The sequence below is a fragment of the Pseudomonas sp. S2_F07 genome, from assembly GCF_054668325.1.
Genome location: NZ_CP162758.1, coordinates 1,634,660 through 1,651,294 on the forward strand (window position 1 = coordinate 1,634,660; position 16,635 = coordinate 1,651,294).

12 protein-coding genes are annotated in these 16,635 nt (G+C 61.1%); 5 read left to right on the plus strand and 7 right to left on the minus strand.

Features of this window, described 5'->3' with window-relative positions; translation table 11 throughout:
- Nucleotides 1-55: 55 nt before the first annotated feature.
- From AB4O40_RS07400 to AB4O40_RS07425, 6 genes are all read right to left on the minus strand, one after another.
- Complete coding sequence (locus AB4O40_RS07400) at nt 56-1,258, minus strand: HlyD family secretion protein (protein ID WP_223542117.1); 1,203 nt, start codon at nt 1,256-1,258, stop codon at nt 56-58.
- A 15-nt stretch (nt 1,259-1,273) separates the two neighbouring features.
- A complete protein-coding gene (locus tag AB4O40_RS07405) occupies nt 1,274-2,743 on the minus strand; it encodes an efflux transporter outer membrane subunit (protein ID WP_056724086.1) in 1,470 nt (489 codons plus the stop codon).
- Complete coding sequence (locus AB4O40_RS07410) at nt 2,740-3,213, minus strand: MarR family winged helix-turn-helix transcriptional regulator (protein ID WP_223542115.1); 474 nt, start codon at nt 3,211-3,213, stop codon at nt 2,740-2,742. The genes AB4O40_RS07405 and AB4O40_RS07410 overlap by 4 nt, the downstream gene beginning before the upstream one ends.
- Nucleotides 3,214-3,426: 213 nt before the next feature.
- Nucleotides 3,427-7,098, minus strand: a complete 3,672-nt coding sequence (locus tag AB4O40_RS07415; RefSeq protein ID WP_460160140.1) for a translocation/assembly module TamB domain-containing protein — start codon at nt 7,096-7,098, stop codon at nt 3,427-3,429.
- Nucleotides 7,095-8,822, minus strand: a complete 1,728-nt coding sequence (locus AB4O40_RS07420) for an autotransporter assembly complex protein TamA (protein WP_223542113.1) — start codon at nt 8,820-8,822, stop codon at nt 7,095-7,097. The genes AB4O40_RS07415 and AB4O40_RS07420 overlap by 4 nt, the downstream gene beginning before the upstream one ends.
- Nucleotides 8,823-8,887: 65 nt before the next feature.
- Nucleotides 8,888-9,538, minus strand: a complete 651-nt coding sequence (locus tag AB4O40_RS07425; protein ID WP_056724079.1) for a GNAT family N-acetyltransferase — start codon at nt 9,536-9,538, stop codon at nt 8,888-8,890.
- Nucleotides 9,539-9,847: 309 nt separating this feature from the next.
- On the opposite strand from AB4O40_RS07425, the gene xthA reads away from it, so the two are divergent.
- Nucleotides 9,848-10,660 carry an exodeoxyribonuclease III gene (gene xthA, locus AB4O40_RS07430; protein ID WP_056724077.1) on the plus strand — a complete coding sequence of 271 codons (813 nt, stop codon included), beginning with the start codon at nt 9,848-9,850 and terminating at the stop codon, nt 10,658-10,660.
- Nucleotides 10,661-10,801: 141 nt separating this feature from the next.
- Nucleotides 10,802-12,142, plus strand: coding sequence for a substrate-binding domain-containing protein (locus tag AB4O40_RS07435; RefSeq protein ID WP_460055204.1), 1,341 nt, complete (start codon nt 10,802-10,804; stop codon nt 12,140-12,142).
- Nucleotides 12,143-12,224: 82 nt separating this feature from the next.
- Here the strand turns inward: AB4O40_RS07435 and AB4O40_RS07440 are convergent, their stop codons facing one another.
- Nucleotides 12,225-13,454, minus strand: a complete 1,230-nt coding sequence (locus AB4O40_RS07440) for an acyl-CoA dehydrogenase (protein WP_223542111.1) — start codon at nt 13,452-13,454, stop codon at nt 12,225-12,227.
- Nucleotides 13,455-13,618: 164 nt separating this feature from the next.
- On the opposite strand from AB4O40_RS07440, the gene AB4O40_RS07445 reads away from it, so the two are divergent.
- The 3 genes from AB4O40_RS07445 (at nt 13,619) to AB4O40_RS07455 (ending at nt 16,149) form a co-directional block, all read left to right on the plus strand.
- Nucleotides 13,619-14,554, plus strand: a complete 936-nt coding sequence (locus AB4O40_RS07445) for a LysR family transcriptional regulator (protein ID WP_223542110.1) — start codon at nt 13,619-13,621, stop codon at nt 14,552-14,554.
- A gap of 150 nt (nt 14,555-14,704) precedes the next feature.
- Nucleotides 14,705-15,106: a MerR family transcriptional regulator gene (locus AB4O40_RS07450; RefSeq protein WP_046037804.1), complete on the plus strand. Its 402-nt coding sequence runs from the start codon at nt 14,705-14,707 to the stop codon at nt 15,104-15,106.
- 143 nt (nt 15,107-15,249) lie between these two features.
- Nucleotides 15,250-16,149 carry a hydroxymethylglutaryl-CoA lyase gene (locus tag AB4O40_RS07455; RefSeq protein WP_223542109.1) on the plus strand — a complete coding sequence of 300 codons (900 nt, stop codon included), beginning with the start codon at nt 15,250-15,252 and terminating at the stop codon, nt 16,147-16,149.
- Nucleotides 16,150-16,635 lie beyond the last annotated feature (486 nt).

A 16,635-nucleotide genomic window follows, 5' to 3' on the forward strand; every position in this document is an offset into this window, starting at 1 on the left:
TGACGCTCCGCCTTCGCGAGCAAGCCCGCTCCCACAGGGTCGATGTAATGGCATATCAGCGTTGCGCGGTCTTGCTGACCGCTGCGCTGTTGTCGTGGATCAGCTGGGTGATCATCGCATCGGCCTCGGCCAACTGACGGTCGTAGACATTGGTGCTGAACGAAGCCTTTTGCGGCGGCTGTTGCGCCAGCACTGGCCCGCTCTGGTCGTGCAGGTCCACATCGACCATGGTCGACAGACCGACCCGCAACGGGTGTTTGGCCAGCTCCTCAGCGTTGACGTGGACCCGCACCGGCACGCGCTGCACGATCTTGATCCAGTTGCCGGTGGCGTTCTGCGCCGGCAGCAGGGCAAAGGCGCTGCCGGTCCCGGCGCCGAGGCTGTCGATGGTGCCGCTGTATTTCACGCTACTGCCGTACAGGTCAGTCTCGATCTCCACTGGCTGGCCGATGCGCATGTCGCGCAGCTGGGTTTCCTTGAAGTTGGCGTCGATCCACAGCTGATCCAGGGGAATCACCGCCATCAGCGCGGTACCCGGTTGTACACGCTGACCAAGCTGTACAGAACGCTTGGCCACGTAACCGGTGACCGGTGCAATCAGGACGCTGCGCGAGTTGTTCAGATAGGCCTGACGCAGTTGCGCGGCGGCGGCCATCACGTCCGGGTGCGATGAAACCACGGTGTCATCGACCAGCGCACTGGTGGTCTTGAGCTTCTGTTCGGCATTGGCCAGGGCGTTTTTCGCCGAGGTCAGGTCATCGCGGGCGTGGGACAGCTCTTCCTGGGAAATTGCCCCGCCGGCGGCGAGATTCTTGCGCCGGCTGAAGTTGTCCTGGGCCTTTTGCACTTCGGCTTTCTGGGCGTTGACCTGGGCCTTCATGCCATCCACATCACTGTACAAGCCACGCACTTGGCGCACGGTACGCGCCAGGTTGGCCTGGGCATTTTGCAGACCGATTTCGGCGTCGTTCGGGTCGAAGTTCACTAGCACCTGGCCTTCATGGACCAGATCGCCGTCATCGGCGCCGATGCTGACCACGGTGCCAGTGACCAGCGGGGTGATTTCCACCACGTTGCCGTTCACATAGGCGTCGTCGGTGCTTTCGCTCCAGCGCCCGTAGAACTCGTGGTAGGCCCAGACGCCCGCGCCACCGAGCACGACGGCGGCGGCCAGGACCAGCAGCATGAACTTGCGCTTTCCCGAATTGGGGTTGCCCTGGGTGTTTTCAGGAGGTTGGGTCGTATCGGCAGTGGCCATGACAAGTTCCTTGAATTAGTGGGTCAACGTGGCTGGCGTGGCGCTGGCCGAGGCGATGGCCTCAGGCTGGAAACCGCCGCCCAGCGCCTGCATCAGTTGGATCGACAGGTCAATCTGCTCGGCATTCAGGTTGGCCAGCTGGCGCTGGGCCTGGAGCAATTGCTGCTCGATGCTGAGCACGTCCAGGTAGTTGCCGATGCCGGAACCGTAACGCTGGACCACGGTGTTGTAGGAATCCTGGGCTATGTCGGTGGCGTGCCGCTGGGCAGCGATCTGCCGGCCGATATCACGCAACTGGTTGATGCTGTCACTGACATCCCCCAGCGCCTTGACCAGGCTTTTGTTGTACTGCGCCACGGCGAGGTCGTAATCGGCGTCGCGCGAATCGAGGTCGGCACGCAGACGGCCACCGTCGAAGATCGGCACCGAGATCGTCGGTGCAATGTTGAAGAAACGACTGGCCGAACCAAACATCGCATCGCCCAGCAAGGATTCGGCACCGGCAGCGGCGCTGAGGTTCAGGTTGGGATAGAACCGGGTCTTGCCGGCGTCGATGCTTTTGCTCGCCGCTTCGACGCGCCAGCGCGCGGCCACCAGGTCCGGGCGGCGCCCGAGCAACTCGGCCGGCAGCACCGAAGGTAGCGCTACCGCACCCGGCTGAAGAATGTTCGGGCGGGCAATTTCATTGCCGCGGTCCGGGCCTTTGCCGAGCAGAACGGCCAGGGCGATTTTCGCGCTGTTCAAGCGCTTTTCGGCGTCGATCAGGTTGGCCTGGGAAGTGGCTTCCAGGCTTTCGGTCTGCTGGAACTGGTACTGGCTGTCGATCCCGGCAGTCAGGCGTCGCTGGCTCAGGTCGAGCATTTGCCGGGTGCGCTTGAGGTCTTCGCTGGACAGGTCATAGACGATGTGTGCCTGGCCAAGATCGCTATAGGCCCGGGCGACATCGGCGGCCAGGGTCAGTTGCGCAGCCTGCTGGTCGACTTCGGCGGCGCGGGCCTGGCCGAGGGCCGCTTCCCAGGCATCGCGCTGACCGCCCCACAGGTCGAAGTTGTAGTTGAAGCTGGTGCTGATGTTGCGCACGGTGGCGTACGCGTCACCCTGCCCGAGCGGATCCTGGTCCCGGGCCAGGCGTGAGCGACTGACACCGGCGCTGGCATCCAGGGTCGGCATCCGCTCGGCGTCGGCGGCGGAAGCGGCAGCGCTGGCCTGATGGGCACGGGCGTCGGCGATCTGCATGTCCGGGCTGTCGCGCAAGGCCTCGCGGATCAGGCCGTCGAGTTGCGGGTCGCCGAGGCTTTTCCACCAGTCGCTTTTCGGCCAGGCCGCGGGTGACAACGTCACACCGCTGAGGGACTGCCCGGCCTTGAGGGTCTTCGCGTCAAGGCTGACACCTTCGGTTTTCAGGCCGCTGTAACTGGCGCAACCGGCGACGCTCATGGCCAACAGCACCAGGCTCAGGCCGGTACGCAAGGGGTTACTGCTCATTTGTCACCTACCCGCAGCAGGGTGATCGCGTCACCGGCTGCCACCAGAATTTTCTTCAGGATCAGCTCCAGGGTTTTCAGTTCGTCCGGAGTGATGGCGCCGGCCAGTTCATTCATGGCTTCGGCGCCGATGTTCGGCAGGCGGTCGGCCAGCTTCTGCCCTTCTTCGGTCAGTACCAACTGCACCTGACGACGATCCGCCTCGGAGCGTTGCCGGGCAAGGAAACCTTTCTGTTCCAGACGATCGAGCATGCGCGTCATCGAGCCGCTGTCCAGGGACAGGTGACGGCACAACTCGCCCGGCGAATCGACGCCGAACTGGGCGATGATGATCAACACTTTGAACTGCGCGGCGGTGATGCCGTGGGGTTCCATGTGGGTGTCGATGATCCGGTCCTTGAGCAGCGCGGCGCGTCCGAGCAACAAACCGAGATGGCAATTCTGGAAATCGTCTGGAGAGAAATGTTTCATCTGACCACCAATTAGCTGCCTAGGCAGTGAATGTATGTCGAGATATTACTGCCTAAGCAGCGAATGTCAACGCAATAGTTAGGAAGCTTTGTATTTAGTTGACTAAAGGCATCGGATATAAGCAAAAAGATCGCAGCCTTCGGCAGCTCCTACAGGTGTACACAAAACCCTATAGGAGCTGCCGAAGGCTGCGATCTTTTGATTTTGAAGGGACTAGAAATCCCGCTTGTAGAAGATATCCAGCGAACTGGCCACGCCACCCGCGGCTTCGAGGTAGACCTTCTTGCTCAGCTTGTAGCGCAAGGCAATGGTGTTGGCCGGTTCGAACACGCCGACACCGTAGCGCAGGCTGAGCTTTTCGGAAATATTGCCACTGGCCACCACGCTGGTGGCGTCGCCACTGCCCTGGGTGTCGAGCTGGAAGTCCTGGATGCCCAGGTTCTTGGCGATGCCGCTGGTCACCCCGGAGCTGCCCATCAAGCCCAACCCGAGAGCCGCCTGGGCGAGCATGTTGTTGTCTTCGCCATTGCTGCTCAGCGGACGCCCGAGCACCAGATAGGACAGGGCCTGCTCCTGACTCATGGCCGGCTCGGAGAAGATCTGCGTGGTCGGCTGTTCGGCGCTGCCACTCAAACGAATGCCGGCGATGATGTCGTCGGTCTTGCGAATGGCCTCGATGTCCAGGTACGGCTGATCGATGGGCCCGGCAAACAGCAAGCGCGCCCGGCGCACCGAAAGCCGCTGGCCGTAGGCGCGATATCGGCCGTCGTTAAGCCACAGTTCGCCGCGGGTGTCCATGTTGTCGCCGATGTGCACATGCCCCTGGACATTTGCGGTCAGGCCAAATCCTGCAAAGCTCAGCTTGTCCTCGCCGACCAGCACTTCGATGTCCATCTTCATTGCCAGCGGTGCTTTGCCCTCCTCGGTCTGCTGACCGATGATCACCGTGTCATCGGAAACCTTGACCGTCGACGGCGGCAACTCGCGAATGGTGATGTCGCCCCCGGGCACCAGCACTTTGCCGGCGATGGCCAGTTCGTCGCCCTTCATCGAGATCTTCAGGTCCGGTGCCACTTCCAGCTTGGCGTAAGGCTCGACGGTGACCGGCAGTTGCGCCCCCTTGAGCGCCAGGTCCACCACCAGCGCCTGGCCCCAGGCGATGTTGCCATTCAGGCTGCCCTGCCCGGCCTTGCCGCTGTTCCAGCCACCGTTCAATTGCACGCTTTCACCGGCGATGAGCGCTTGAACGTGCAGGTTTTTCAGCTCCATCGGCAATTCAGGCCCGGAGATCTGACCGTCGCTGAGTTGCAGACTGCCATTGACCTGCGGCGCCAGCAGCCCACCGGAAATCGTGCCGCTGCCATTCAAGCGCCCGGTCAGTTTCTCGACCATCGGCACGAACGGTCGCGCCACCGACAGGTCCAGCCCGCTCAAACGGAACGAGCCGCTCAACGGCTTGTTCTTTGGCAGCGGATTGAGCTGCGCTTGCACCATCAGTTCGCCGAGTTTGCCGCCGACGAAGTTGAGCTCGCTGTCGATGCGCTTGGGCGTGAGTTTGCTGGTGAGTTTCAGGGTCTGGTACGGGAAGTCCAGCCACTGGTCCTTGTCCTTGATGCGCAATGTGCCGCCGCCGGCATCGACGCTGACCTGGCCGTTCGGGCCACTGGCCGGCAGGTCCAGTTGCAGGTCGGCATTGAGCCGGCCCTGCCAGGCGAAATCCTTCGGCAACCACTGCGCGAGACTGTCGATCGGGAATTGCTTGAGGTGATAACGCAACTTTGGCTCGGGCATCAGGCGCGAGTCTTCACCGCACAGGCTGGCCTGGCCGGATGCCCAGCAATGGGCTCCAAAGCTGATCTTGCCGTCCGCCAGGCGTTCGAGTTTCGCCGGCCCTTGCAGCTTCCAGTCCTGGCCACCGGCCTGGATATCACCACTGGCCAGGCGCCCGCGCCAGTTGCCTTTGTCCAGCGCACCGTCCAGCCCCAGCGCCAGTTTCAGCTTCGGCCCTTGCAGGTCGAGGCTCAGCTTCTGGTTCTTGATGTCGCCCTGGCCGCTGGCGGTCAGGGTTCCCAGTGCAGTGTCGCCGGCCTGGATGCCGCTGCCCTTGAGGCCGATTTTCGCCCGTTGCGCACTGTCCAGCGTGGCGTCCAGGTTAAGGCTTTGCAGGCGATTGTCCTGGAAAACCAGTTGCGAGCCTTGCAGGTCAAGCTTGCCTTGGGGCGCCTTGAGCGTGCCGGCGACATCCACGCGGCCATTGAGCTGGCCGCGCAGTTGCGGCCAGAGCTGGGCCAGGCGCGGTAGCTTGAGATCGATCTGGCCGGCGAGTTTCTGTTGCAGGCTGCCTTTGCCGCTGATGCTGTTGTCGCCGAGGCGAACTTGCAGGGTATTGAGGTTCCATTGCTCGCCACGGCCGTCGGCCTTGGCCTGGATCACCGCTGGCTGACCGCGCAGCTTGCCCTTGAGATCCAGGTCGGCATTGAGGCTGAGCGTTTCGTTTTTCAGCTCGCCCGTGCTGCGCAACGGCCCGGCCAGTGTGCCTGGCAGCTCCGCAACCCAGTACGCAGGGTTGATCGCCGACAGATCCAGCGCGGTGTCCCAGGCAATGCCATCGGCGAATTGCAGGTTCAGGTGCCCCTCAGCCTTGCCCTGCCCGGCCTGGAGTTGAATCTGTTGCAGGTAGATTTTCGTCAGGTCGCCCGCGAACGGGCTGGCCAGGGTGAAGGCGCCGGCCGGACCGTCCGCCGCGGCGACGAAATGCCCGAGGTACTTGCCGTCGGTGTAAGAGACTTCGCCGGTGAACGTGCGAAGCGCAACTTGCGGTTCGTCGATAAGCGGATAGAGCCTGTGCCACGGGAAATCCAGCCAGTCGATCTTCGCCTCGGCGCTCAGGCCCTTGCTCCAATCCACAAGCCCTGTGAGCTTGAGGCTTTGCTTGTCGTTGGCGGTCAGGTCCAGCGCGGCAATCTGCGCGCCCTTGGCGTCAACCTTGCCTTGCAGCGCCAGGGCGACTGGCCCTTGTTCGGCGGGCAGCGTGGCTTTGCCGAGCAGCGCGTAGCCGTTCTTCAGGTCACCAGCGCCGGTGAGTTCCAGCTGATTGAGTTGCAGGGTATCCGGCAGATCGGCACTGGGCTTGAAGCCATCGGCGGTGATCCGCACCTTGGCCGGCAGGTTTTCCACCAGTGGTTGCAGTTCGCCGGTCAGTTGCCCGTTGAGGTAACCGCTGCTGTCGGCTTTCAGGTTCAGGGTCTTGAGCAGGTCGCCATCGACTTTCAGCGCCAGCGCCAGGGGTTCTGGCGTCGACAACAGCGTCAGTTTGCCGGAGGCGCTGAGGGGCCAGTTGCCGGAGGGTTGCAGCAGTCCGGACAGGTTCAGGCTCAGGTCATCGCGCTGTATCGACACCGCGTCGATCTTCAAGCCGGCCGCCGTCCAGTGCGCCGCCAGTTGCAAACCCTTGAGTTCTTCGCTGCCGTTGAACAACAGGCTGCCGACCTTGATTTCCCCCAGTTCGAGGGCCAACGGTAACTTGAGTTCCGGGAGCGTTATCGGGCCGCTGTCTGGCTCTTCGGCACCCGGCGGGAACGTCAGGCTGACCTGATCGGCCTGCAACTGCTCGATGCACAGGGTCATTCGCGTCAGGCACAACGGCGACCAGGCGAAAATCACTTTGCTCAGCTCAACCTGGTTGCTGTCCTGCTGCCACAGCACCCGATCGGCACTCCACTGCCCGCCCAACCGGCCCTGGAAGTTGTCCAGGGTCAAGCCCGGCACGAAGCCCAACGCCCAGCGGCTGCCCGTCGCCGTGCCCAGCACCGTGGCCAGCGTCAGGACAACCACTGCCACCAGCGCAGCCATTGTCAGCAGTGTTGCTTTCAAACCACGCTTCACAGCTCAGGCCCCATGGAAAAGTGCAGTCGAATGCCGCCATCGTCGTCCAGCGCGTGGGCCAGGTCGAGGCGGATCGGCCCCACCGGCGATACCCAGCGCACGCCGATACCGACCCCGGTCTTGAGGTTCGGCAGTTCGAGTGTGTTGAAGGCATTGCCCTGATCGACAAAGGTCGCGACCCGCCATTTTTCGGCGACGGAATACTGATATTCGGCACTGGCGGCGACCATGTAGCGACCACCGATGCGGTCGCCGTCGGAGTTTTCCGGGGACAGGCTCTGATAATCGTAGCCACGCACGCTCTGGTCACCACCGGCGAAGAAGCGCAACGATGGCGGTACCGATTTGAAGCCGTTGGTGGCACTGCCGCCGACCTGCACCCGCCCGAGGAAGCGGTGTTTATCGAACACCGTGGTCAAGCCTTTGACCAATGCCGTGCCGTAGAGCAGGTTGCTGTCGGAACCCAAACCTTCCTTGGCCACTTTGGATTCGAATTGCAGGCGATAGCCGTTGTGCGGGTCGATGCGGTTGTCGCTTTTGAGGTACGAATAGCTCACACCGGGCATCAGCAAGGTACTGAGTCCCGAGTCGTCGCCCAGTTGGTAATCCTCGCGCTGCCACTTCAGCGATACCACCCGTTGCCAGCCGCTGGGCAACTTGCTGTGCCACTCGGGACCGAGGGTCAGCAGCTTGCTGTGGCTTTCCTTATCGGCGATGTCTTCATTCTGGTAGCCACCGGCAAAACGCAGTTTGTCGGTCAGGGGCGGGTCCAGCGGAATGTCGTAGAACAGCCCGACGTTTTGCCGAGGTGCCGAGACTTCGGTTTCCCAGCCATAACTGTGCCCTTGCGCGTTGACCCAGTGCCGGGTCCAGTTGGCCTTGGCCCGTGGACCGACGTCGGTGGAAAAGCCAAGGCCCAGGCCCATGGTCCGCGGTTTGCGGGTTTCGAGCTTGACGTCCACCGGGATTGCTTCGTCCCTGGACGCCGTGGGTGCCGCGTCCACGCGAACGCCTTCGAAGTAGCCGCTCGATTGCAGGTTCTGATTGAGTTCGGCGATCAGTTCCGAGTCATACGGCGTGCCGGTCTTGAACGGCACCATGCGTTGCAGCAGGTCGTCATCGAACGGTGTATCGCCCTCGAAACTGACCTTGCCCAGGGTATAGCGCGGACCGCTTTCATAGATCAGTTCGATATCGGCGACGCCGGCACGGGGGTCGACCGACAGTTTTGAACGGGTGAACCGGCCGCTGAAAAAACCATAGCGCGAAGCCTGATTCTGGATCAGACGCTTGGCGTCCTCGTAATGCCCATGGTTGAGCACGGCACCGGGCTTGAGCGTGTCGCCCTTGGGGATTCGAAAGGCCTTGAGGGAAGCTGCCGGACCGTCGACACGCACCGTGACGTTGCGCAAGTGCACCGGCTCGCCGGGGTCGACCGTAAGCACCAGGCGCGGCTTTTCGCCGCCCTTCACTTCGCTGTCGATGTGCGGCTGGTAATAACCCAAGGCCTGGGCGGCCTTGCGCGCCTGCTCTTCGGCGCCACGGCTGAAGCGCAGCAACGCTTCTTCATCGCGATCGCCGAGGTTGCCGATATAGCCTTCGATATTGGCCTTCAGCTCATCATTGGACGGTTTGATCCGCACATCCAATTCACTTTGTGCCAGCGCTGCGCAGCTGGTCATCAGCATCAGCACACCACTGGTAATTCTTCCTGGAAACTTCATAGGCGCGGATGCTATCACGAGCTTGAGAGCGTGATAGAGCCTGACTTACCCGGAAAGTTCGCCGATCAAGCGGTTGCAGTATGTAACACCTGGGGATTGGGGTGAAAAAACACGTGCTCGCGAATCGGTCCTACGGCAACTTCACCAATCTCCTGATAGCCCTGGCGCTTATAGAACTCCAGGTAGCGAGGGTTCCCGGTATCGAGGATCACGCCCTGTGAGTTTTCATCCACGGCGCACCAGTTGTGCACGGCTTGCAACAGTTGTTCGCCGAAGTGTTTGCCCTGGAACTGTGGATGAACCCCCAGCAACGGCAGGACGTGCACCGATTCGTTCGGCACGCAGGCCTCCACGGCAGCGTGATATTCGAGGTAGCGACGGGTGCAGCGAAATCCCGTGCTGAGCACCATGCGCAGGCGCCAGGCCCAACTTTCGGTGACGCCGAGACGACGTTGCGGCGGTGCGATCAGGGCGATGCCGATCAGGCGGTCGTTGACCAGCAGGCCGATGGCCGGCAGGTCCTGGAGAAAGTGCTGGCTCACCAGTTCGCGCACGGTGGCGCGAACCCGCTGTTCATAGCCGGGGCGCTCGGCTTCGAACAGATAGCCGAAGGTCGGCTCGTGTCGATAAGCCTGGTACAGCAGCGAACGCGCTTCGCGGGCGTAACCGCTGTCGAGCATGTGAATATCGGCGATGGCGGTCGAGGTTTCGGGCATGACGGTTGATCTCCCCAGCACAGCTCGGGCGGCTGCGCTCTTGTTGTTACGAGCCTGTCGGTGCTGACACAGTTCCTTACAGATCCGAAATGAGTGTAGGCAATGTAATCGCCTTCGTCGGAACGCCGCCCGGAGCAAGCCCGCTCCCACAGGTGATGAGCCGGCCTTGCTTTTGTGGGAGCGGGCTTGCTCGCGAAAGGGCCATCACTGCCCATACACAACTGACAGGCACAGCCGAATCCCCTCACCCCACACTGGCCCGATTCCCACATGTCAGCTAGCATCGCCCTTTTGCCAGGACTGCCGACCATGAAGATCGTTTCCTTCAACATCAACGGGCTGCGTGCCCGTCCCCATCAGCTGGCGGCGCTGATCGAAAAGCACCAGCCCGATGTGATCGGCTTGCAGGAAACCAAGGTCCACGACGAACAGTTCCCGCTGGCCGAGGTGCAGGCCCTGGGTTATCACGTGTATTTCCACGGGCAAAAAGGCCATTACGGCGTCGCCCTGCTCTCGCGCCAGGAGCCCCTGGCCCTGCATAAAGGTTTTGCCACCGATGAAGAAGACGCCCAGCGGCGCTTCATCTGGGGCACCTTCGCCGACGCCAACGGTGTGCCGGTGACCATCATGAACGGTTATTTCCCACAGGGCGAAAGCCGCGACCACCCGACCAAGTTCCCGGCCAAGGAGCGCTTCTACGGCGACTTGCAGCAATTGCTGGAAAGCCAGTTCAAGAACGACCAGCCGCTGGTGGTGATGGGCGATGTGAACATTTCCCCGGAAGACTGCGACATCGGCATCGGTCCGGACAATATGAAGCGCTGGCTGAAAACCGGCAAATGCAGCTTCCTGCCGGAAGAGCGCGAGTGGATGGCCCGCCTGAAGAACTGGGGCCTGGTGGACAGTTTCCGTCACCTGAACCCGGACGTGAGCGACACCTTCAGCTGGTTCGACTATCGCAGCCGTGGCTTCGAAGACGAGCCCAAGCGCGGCCTGCGCATCGACCTGATCCTCGCCTCCCACGGCTTGCTGCCACGGGTGAAGGCCGCCGGTGTGGACTACGAACTGCGTGGCATGGAAAAACCTTCGGACCATGCGCCGATCTGGCTTGAATTGAGCTAAAAAACACAAGATCGCAGCCTGCGGCAGCTCCTACATATGCCCGTAGGAGCTGCCGCAGGCTGCGATCTTTTGACTGTCATCTTTCGGAAACCTTACTGACTTAATCTCCCGACACCTCCTTTGGTTATGTAAGGTGCCGGCATGATGCTGCGCGTGTTGTTCTTGATGATGCTGTGCACAGGCTTGTCGCAAGCGGCCTCGGCCGGCGACTTGCCGACACCCGAACACGGCACGGTGCTGCGGATTCAGGGTTCCAACACCATCGGCGCGGCATTGGGACCGGCGCTGGTCGAGGGCCTGCTCAGTGAACAGGGCCTGCGCAAGATCCATCGGGAAACCCCGAACGCCGCCAACGAACTGCGCATCGTTGGCGAAACCGTTCAGGGCCGTCGGATCGTGGTGGAAGTGGCGGCCCACGGTTCAAGTACCGGTTTCACCGCACTAAAAACAGCCAGCGCCGATCTGGCCGCCTCGTCGCGCCCGATCAAGGACAGCGAACTGGCCAGCCTGCAATCCCTCGGCGACCTGAAAAGCCCGAGCGCCGAACAGGTCATCGCCATCGATGGCCTGGCGATCATCCTTCACCCGGACAATCCGCTGAACCAACTCGACACCGTGCAACTGGCGCGCATTTTCAGTGGCGAGGTGAAGTCCTGGGAAGACATCGGCGGTCGCGGCGGGCCGATTCATCTGTACGCGCGGGATGATCAGTCCGGGACCTACGACACCTTCAAGGAACTGGTCCTTAGCGGCCGTGGGAAAACCCTCGGCAGCGCGGCGAAACGCTTCGAGTCCAGCGAGCAACTGTCCGATGCGGTCAGCGCAGACCCGCAAGGCATCGGTTTTATCGGCTTGCCCTACGTGCGCCAAGCCAAGGCCGTGGCCATTATCGACGGTCAATCACAAGCCATGCCGCCGCTCAACAGCCTGATTGCCACCGAAGATTATCCGCTGTCCCGTCGGTTGTTCTTTTACCTGCCACCGACGGAAAAAAATCCCTGGGCCCAAGCGCTGGTGGCCTATGCCCAAAGCAGCAAAGGGCAAGCGATTGTCGCCGCCAACGGCTTTATTGCCCAGACCGTCCAGGCCATGGCCGTTACCCCCAATGCGTTGATGCCCGAGGGATACCAGTCCCTCAGTCGTCATGCCCAACGGTTGTCGGTGAATTTTCGCTTCGAAGAAGGCAGTGCCAGCCTGGACAACAAAGCGCGGCAAGACCTGACGCGAGTGCTCGACTATATAAAGCAGCAAGACAAAATGTCCGGGCAAGTGACACTGGTGGGTTTTGGCGATGCCAAGAGCGACCCGACGCGCGCCGATCTGCTCTCGAAGCTGCGGGCCATGGCGGTACGACGGGAGTTGGTGAAGAGCGGCGTGGTGTTTCGCGAAATTCGCGGATTCGGTGCCGAAATGCCGGTGGCGGCCAATAGCGCCGATGAGGGAAGGATCAAGAATCGGCGGGTTGAGGTTTGGGTGTATTGAAAAGATCGCAGCCTTCGGCAGCTCCTACAGATGTACGCATATCCTGTAGGAGTTGCCGAAGGCTGCGAACTTTTAGCTTTTCTTAATTCCCGCTGCGCATCATCTCCTTCGGCACATATTTGCCGATTTCGAACTTGCCGATCGCCGCACGGTGCACTTCGTCCGGGCCGTCGGCCAGGCGCAGGGTGCGCTGCATCGCGTACATGTAGGCCAGCGGGAAATCGTTTGAAACCCCTGCCCCGCCATGGATCTGGATCGCCCGGTCGATCACCCGCAGCGCCACGTTCGGCGCGACGACCTTGATCTGCGCGATCTCGCTTTTCGCCACTTTGTTGCCGACAGTGTCCATCATATACGCCGCTTTCAACGTCAGCAGACGTGCCATGTCGATTTCCATCCGCGAGTCGGCGATCTTGTCGATGTTGCCGCCCAAACGTGCCAGAGGCTTGCCGAACGCAGTACGGCTCACCGAGCGCTTGCACATCAGTTCCAGTGCGCGCTCGGCCATGCCGATCGAACGCATGCAGTGGTGAATCCGGCCAGGGCCAAGGCGACCTTGTGCGATTTCGAAGCCGCGTCCTTCGCCCAACAGGACGTTTTCGTACGGCACCCGCACGTTTTCGAAATGTACTTCAGCGTGACCATGAGGCGCATCGTCGTATCCGAACACCGGCAGCGGACGCACGATCTTCACGCCTGGCGCATCCACCGGCACCAGAATCATCGAGTGCTGGGCATGGCGCGGTGCGTCGGGATTGCTCAGGCCCATGAAGATCAGGATCTTGCAGCGCGGGTCGCAAGCACCTGACGTCCACCATTTTTTGCCGTTGATCACCCACTCGTCGCCATCGCGCACGGCACGGGCGGCCATGTTAGTGGCGTCGGAGGACGCTACGTCCGGTTCGGTCATGGCGAACGCCGAGCGGATCTCGCCGCGCAGCAAGGGTTCGAGCCAGCGCTGTTTCTGCTCTTCGTTGGCGTAACGCACCAGCACTTCCATGTTGCCGGTGTCGGGTGCCGAGCAGTTGAACGGCTCTGGCCCGAGCAGCGAACGGCCCATGATTTCCGCCAATGGCGCGTATTCGAGGTTGGTCAGGCCGGCACCAAGCTCGGACTCAGGCAGAAACAAATTCCACAGGCCCTCGGCCTTGGCCTTGAGTTTGAGTTCTTCCATGATCGCGGTCGGCTGCCAGCGATCGCCCTCGGCGACCTGGCGCTCGAACACGGCTTCGGCGGGATAGACGTAGGTGTCCATGAACGCTGTTACGCGCTCACGCAGTTCCTGAACCTTGGGCGAATAAGCGAAATCCATGAGCGAGATACCTTCTTGGGGGAGGTTGTTTAGGTCATGTATCGATGCTAGAACAGCGTTGATAATTTACCTAGCCTATTCTCGGCGTGTATAAACATTCATCACCGATATATGATCGACTGATCGTCACGGTCAGTCCGCCCACACAATAAGAGAGCCGCGTAATGAATCTGAGCAAGGTCGATCTCAACCTTTTCATCGTCTTCGACGCGATCTACACCGAAGCCAACCTGACCCGTGCCGGGCAGATTGTGGGCATTACCCAGCCAGCGGTGTCGAACGCTCTGGCCCGGTTGCGCGAGACCTTCAACGACCCGTTGTTCGTGCGCACCGCCCAGGGCATGGTGCCCACACCCATGGCGCAGAACATCATCGGCCCGGTGCGCAACGCGCTCTCGCTGCTGCGCGTGTCGGTGCAGGAAAGCCGTATTTTCAACCCGCAGCAAGCGGTCAAGACCTATCGCATCAGCATGACCGACCTCACCGAAGCGGTGATCCTGCCGCCGCTGTTCCAGCGCCTGCGCCGCCTGGCGCCAGCGGTGATCATCGAAAGTTTCCTGTCCAAACGCCGGGAAACCACCAAGGAGCTGGCGGCCGGTCGCCTCGACTTTGCGGTGGATGCGCCGCTCAACACCGACCCGCAGGTGCGTCACGTCAAGTTGATGGAGGACCGCTACGTGTGTGCCATGCGCAAGGGGCATCCGCTGGCGGGCAAGGAGAAACTCACGCTGGATGATTACCTGGGCCTGACCCACATCCATATTTCCAGCCGCCGCAGCGGCCTCGGCTATGTCGACCTGGCGCTGGGCAAGATGGGCATCCAGCGCAAGATCGCCCTGCGCTCCCAGCATTACCTGATGGCATCACAGGTGATGCAGCAGACCGATATGGTCATGACCGTGCCGGAACGCTTTGCCCGCCGTAACGATCTGCACGCCTTTAATCTGCCGGTCAACGACGTGCCGCCGGTGGAAACCCACCTCTACTGGCACGAAAGCACCGACCAGGACCCGGCAAACCGCTGGATGCGCGAGCAGATGATCGAGTTGTGCCAGCAGGTGACGGCGCAGGAGAAAAAGCTCGACACTAAAACGGTGTAAAGCCGTTCAAAAGATCGCAGCCTGCGGCAGCTCCTACATGGATATGCATTTTCCTGTAGGAGCTGCCGCAGGCTGCGATCCTTTTTCGCCCCTTGACGTAAACGTCAACCTGACATTAGCTTAGCGCCATGACCTTTTGCGAGCGCGCCCATGAGCAGCCAGACCTACAGCATTTCCGACCTCGCCCGCGAGCTCGACATCACCACCCGCGCCATTCGCTTTTATGAAGAGCAAGGCCTGCTCAGCCCCGAGCGCCGTGGCCAGGAACGCATTTACTCGCCCCGCGACAAGGTCAGCCTGAAGCTGATCCTGCGGGGCAAGCGCATCGGTTTCTCGCTGGCGGAATGCCGCGAACTGATCGAACTCTACGACCCGTCCAGCGGTAACACCAAGCAACTGCACAGCATGCTGGCGAAAATCAGCGAGCGCAGGGAGCAGCTTGAACAGCAAATGCTCGACATCGAACAGATGAAACTCGAGCTTGATACCGCTGAAGAACGCTGCGTGCAGGCGTTGGAGCAGACGCTCAAAAGCCAGGAATCGGTTCAGTAACCCGACACAATTCCCTGTGGGAGCGGGCTTGCTCGCGAAAACGGTTTGTCATTCAACACTGATGTCGACTGACCCGGCGCCTTCGCGAGCAAGCCCGCTCCCACATTAGATTCCCACTCACCATGACTACAGGTGAATCTCTTATGTCCCTCCCCACCCACGTACGCATTGTCGAAGTCGGCCCACGCGACGGCCTGCAAAATGAAGCCCAACCCATCAGTGTTACCGACAAGGTGCAACTGGTCGATGCGCTGACCGCAGCCGGGCTCGGCTATATAGAAGTCGGCAGTTTCGTTTCGCCCAAGTGGGTGCCGCAGATGGCCGGCTCCGCCGAGGTCTTCGCGCAGATCCAGCGCAAACCGGGCGTGGTCTACGGTGCGCTCGCCCCCAACCTGCGCGGCTTCGAAGATGCCCTCGCCGCCGGGGTCAAGGAAGTCGCAGTGTTCGCGGCGGCGTCCGAGGCGTTTTCCCGGCGCAACATCAATTGCTCGATCAGCGAAAGCCTGGAGCGTTTCGGGCCGATCATGGACGCCGCCAGACAACATGGCGTAACCGTGCGCGGGTATGTGTCCTGTGTGCTGGGCTGCCCCTATGAAGGTAGCGTCGCCCCGGAGCAGGTCGCCGTGGTCGCCCGCGAGTTGTATGCCATGGGCTGCTATGAGGTCTCGCTGGGGGACACCATCGGCACCGGCACCGCTGGCGCAACCCGCAGGATGTTTGAAGTGGTATCGAAAGATGTGCCCCGGGAGAAACTCGCAGGGCACTTCCACGACACCTACGGCCAGGCTGTGGCCAACATCTATGCCAGCCTGCTGGAAGGCATCTCGGTGTTCGACAGTTCCATCGCCGGTCTCGGCGGTTGCCCCTACGCCAGGGGCGCCAGCGGTAACGTCGCCACCGAAGACGTGGTTTACCTGCTCAACGGCCTGGGCATCGACAGCGGAATCGACCTCGACGCCTTGATGCTCGCCGGTCAGCAGATTTGCACGGTCCTGGGTCGCCCTACCGGTTCCCGCGTGGCCAAGGCTCGCAGCGCACAGTGAGTACGCTGTGTGTGTCCGGGTGTTACCGCTGTGTCCGAAACGTGGGCGCAAGCGAGTAACACGGAAACAAATTGTAGGGTTTTGCCTGAGGCGAAAAACCCTACAATTTTCCAAGCCATTGATTTTAAAGGCTTTTAAAAAGCTGGCATGCCTCCTGCTATATCTATCGCATAACAAGAATAAAAAAATTGCGGCAAACCTAATAAAAACAAGACGTAACGACTCTGACATAACAAAAACAACACGGCAGAGACGCAGCTAACAGATTTTTTTGGAGAAGATGTGCTTTTCAGGGTGCTTTTCGGAGTTACCCGCAACCGGACAGAGAATAATAAAACTACCTTCAGGTAGCTCCCGTACTGGTTGGATCGCTCAGCGAGAAAGTAGATCAGCGCTCAAAAAAATACGTTTGCTCTTGATCCCGAATGGGGATCGCCAAAAACAGCGGTAAAGGGCAACGGTTGCCAAAAACAAAAACAGACCGAC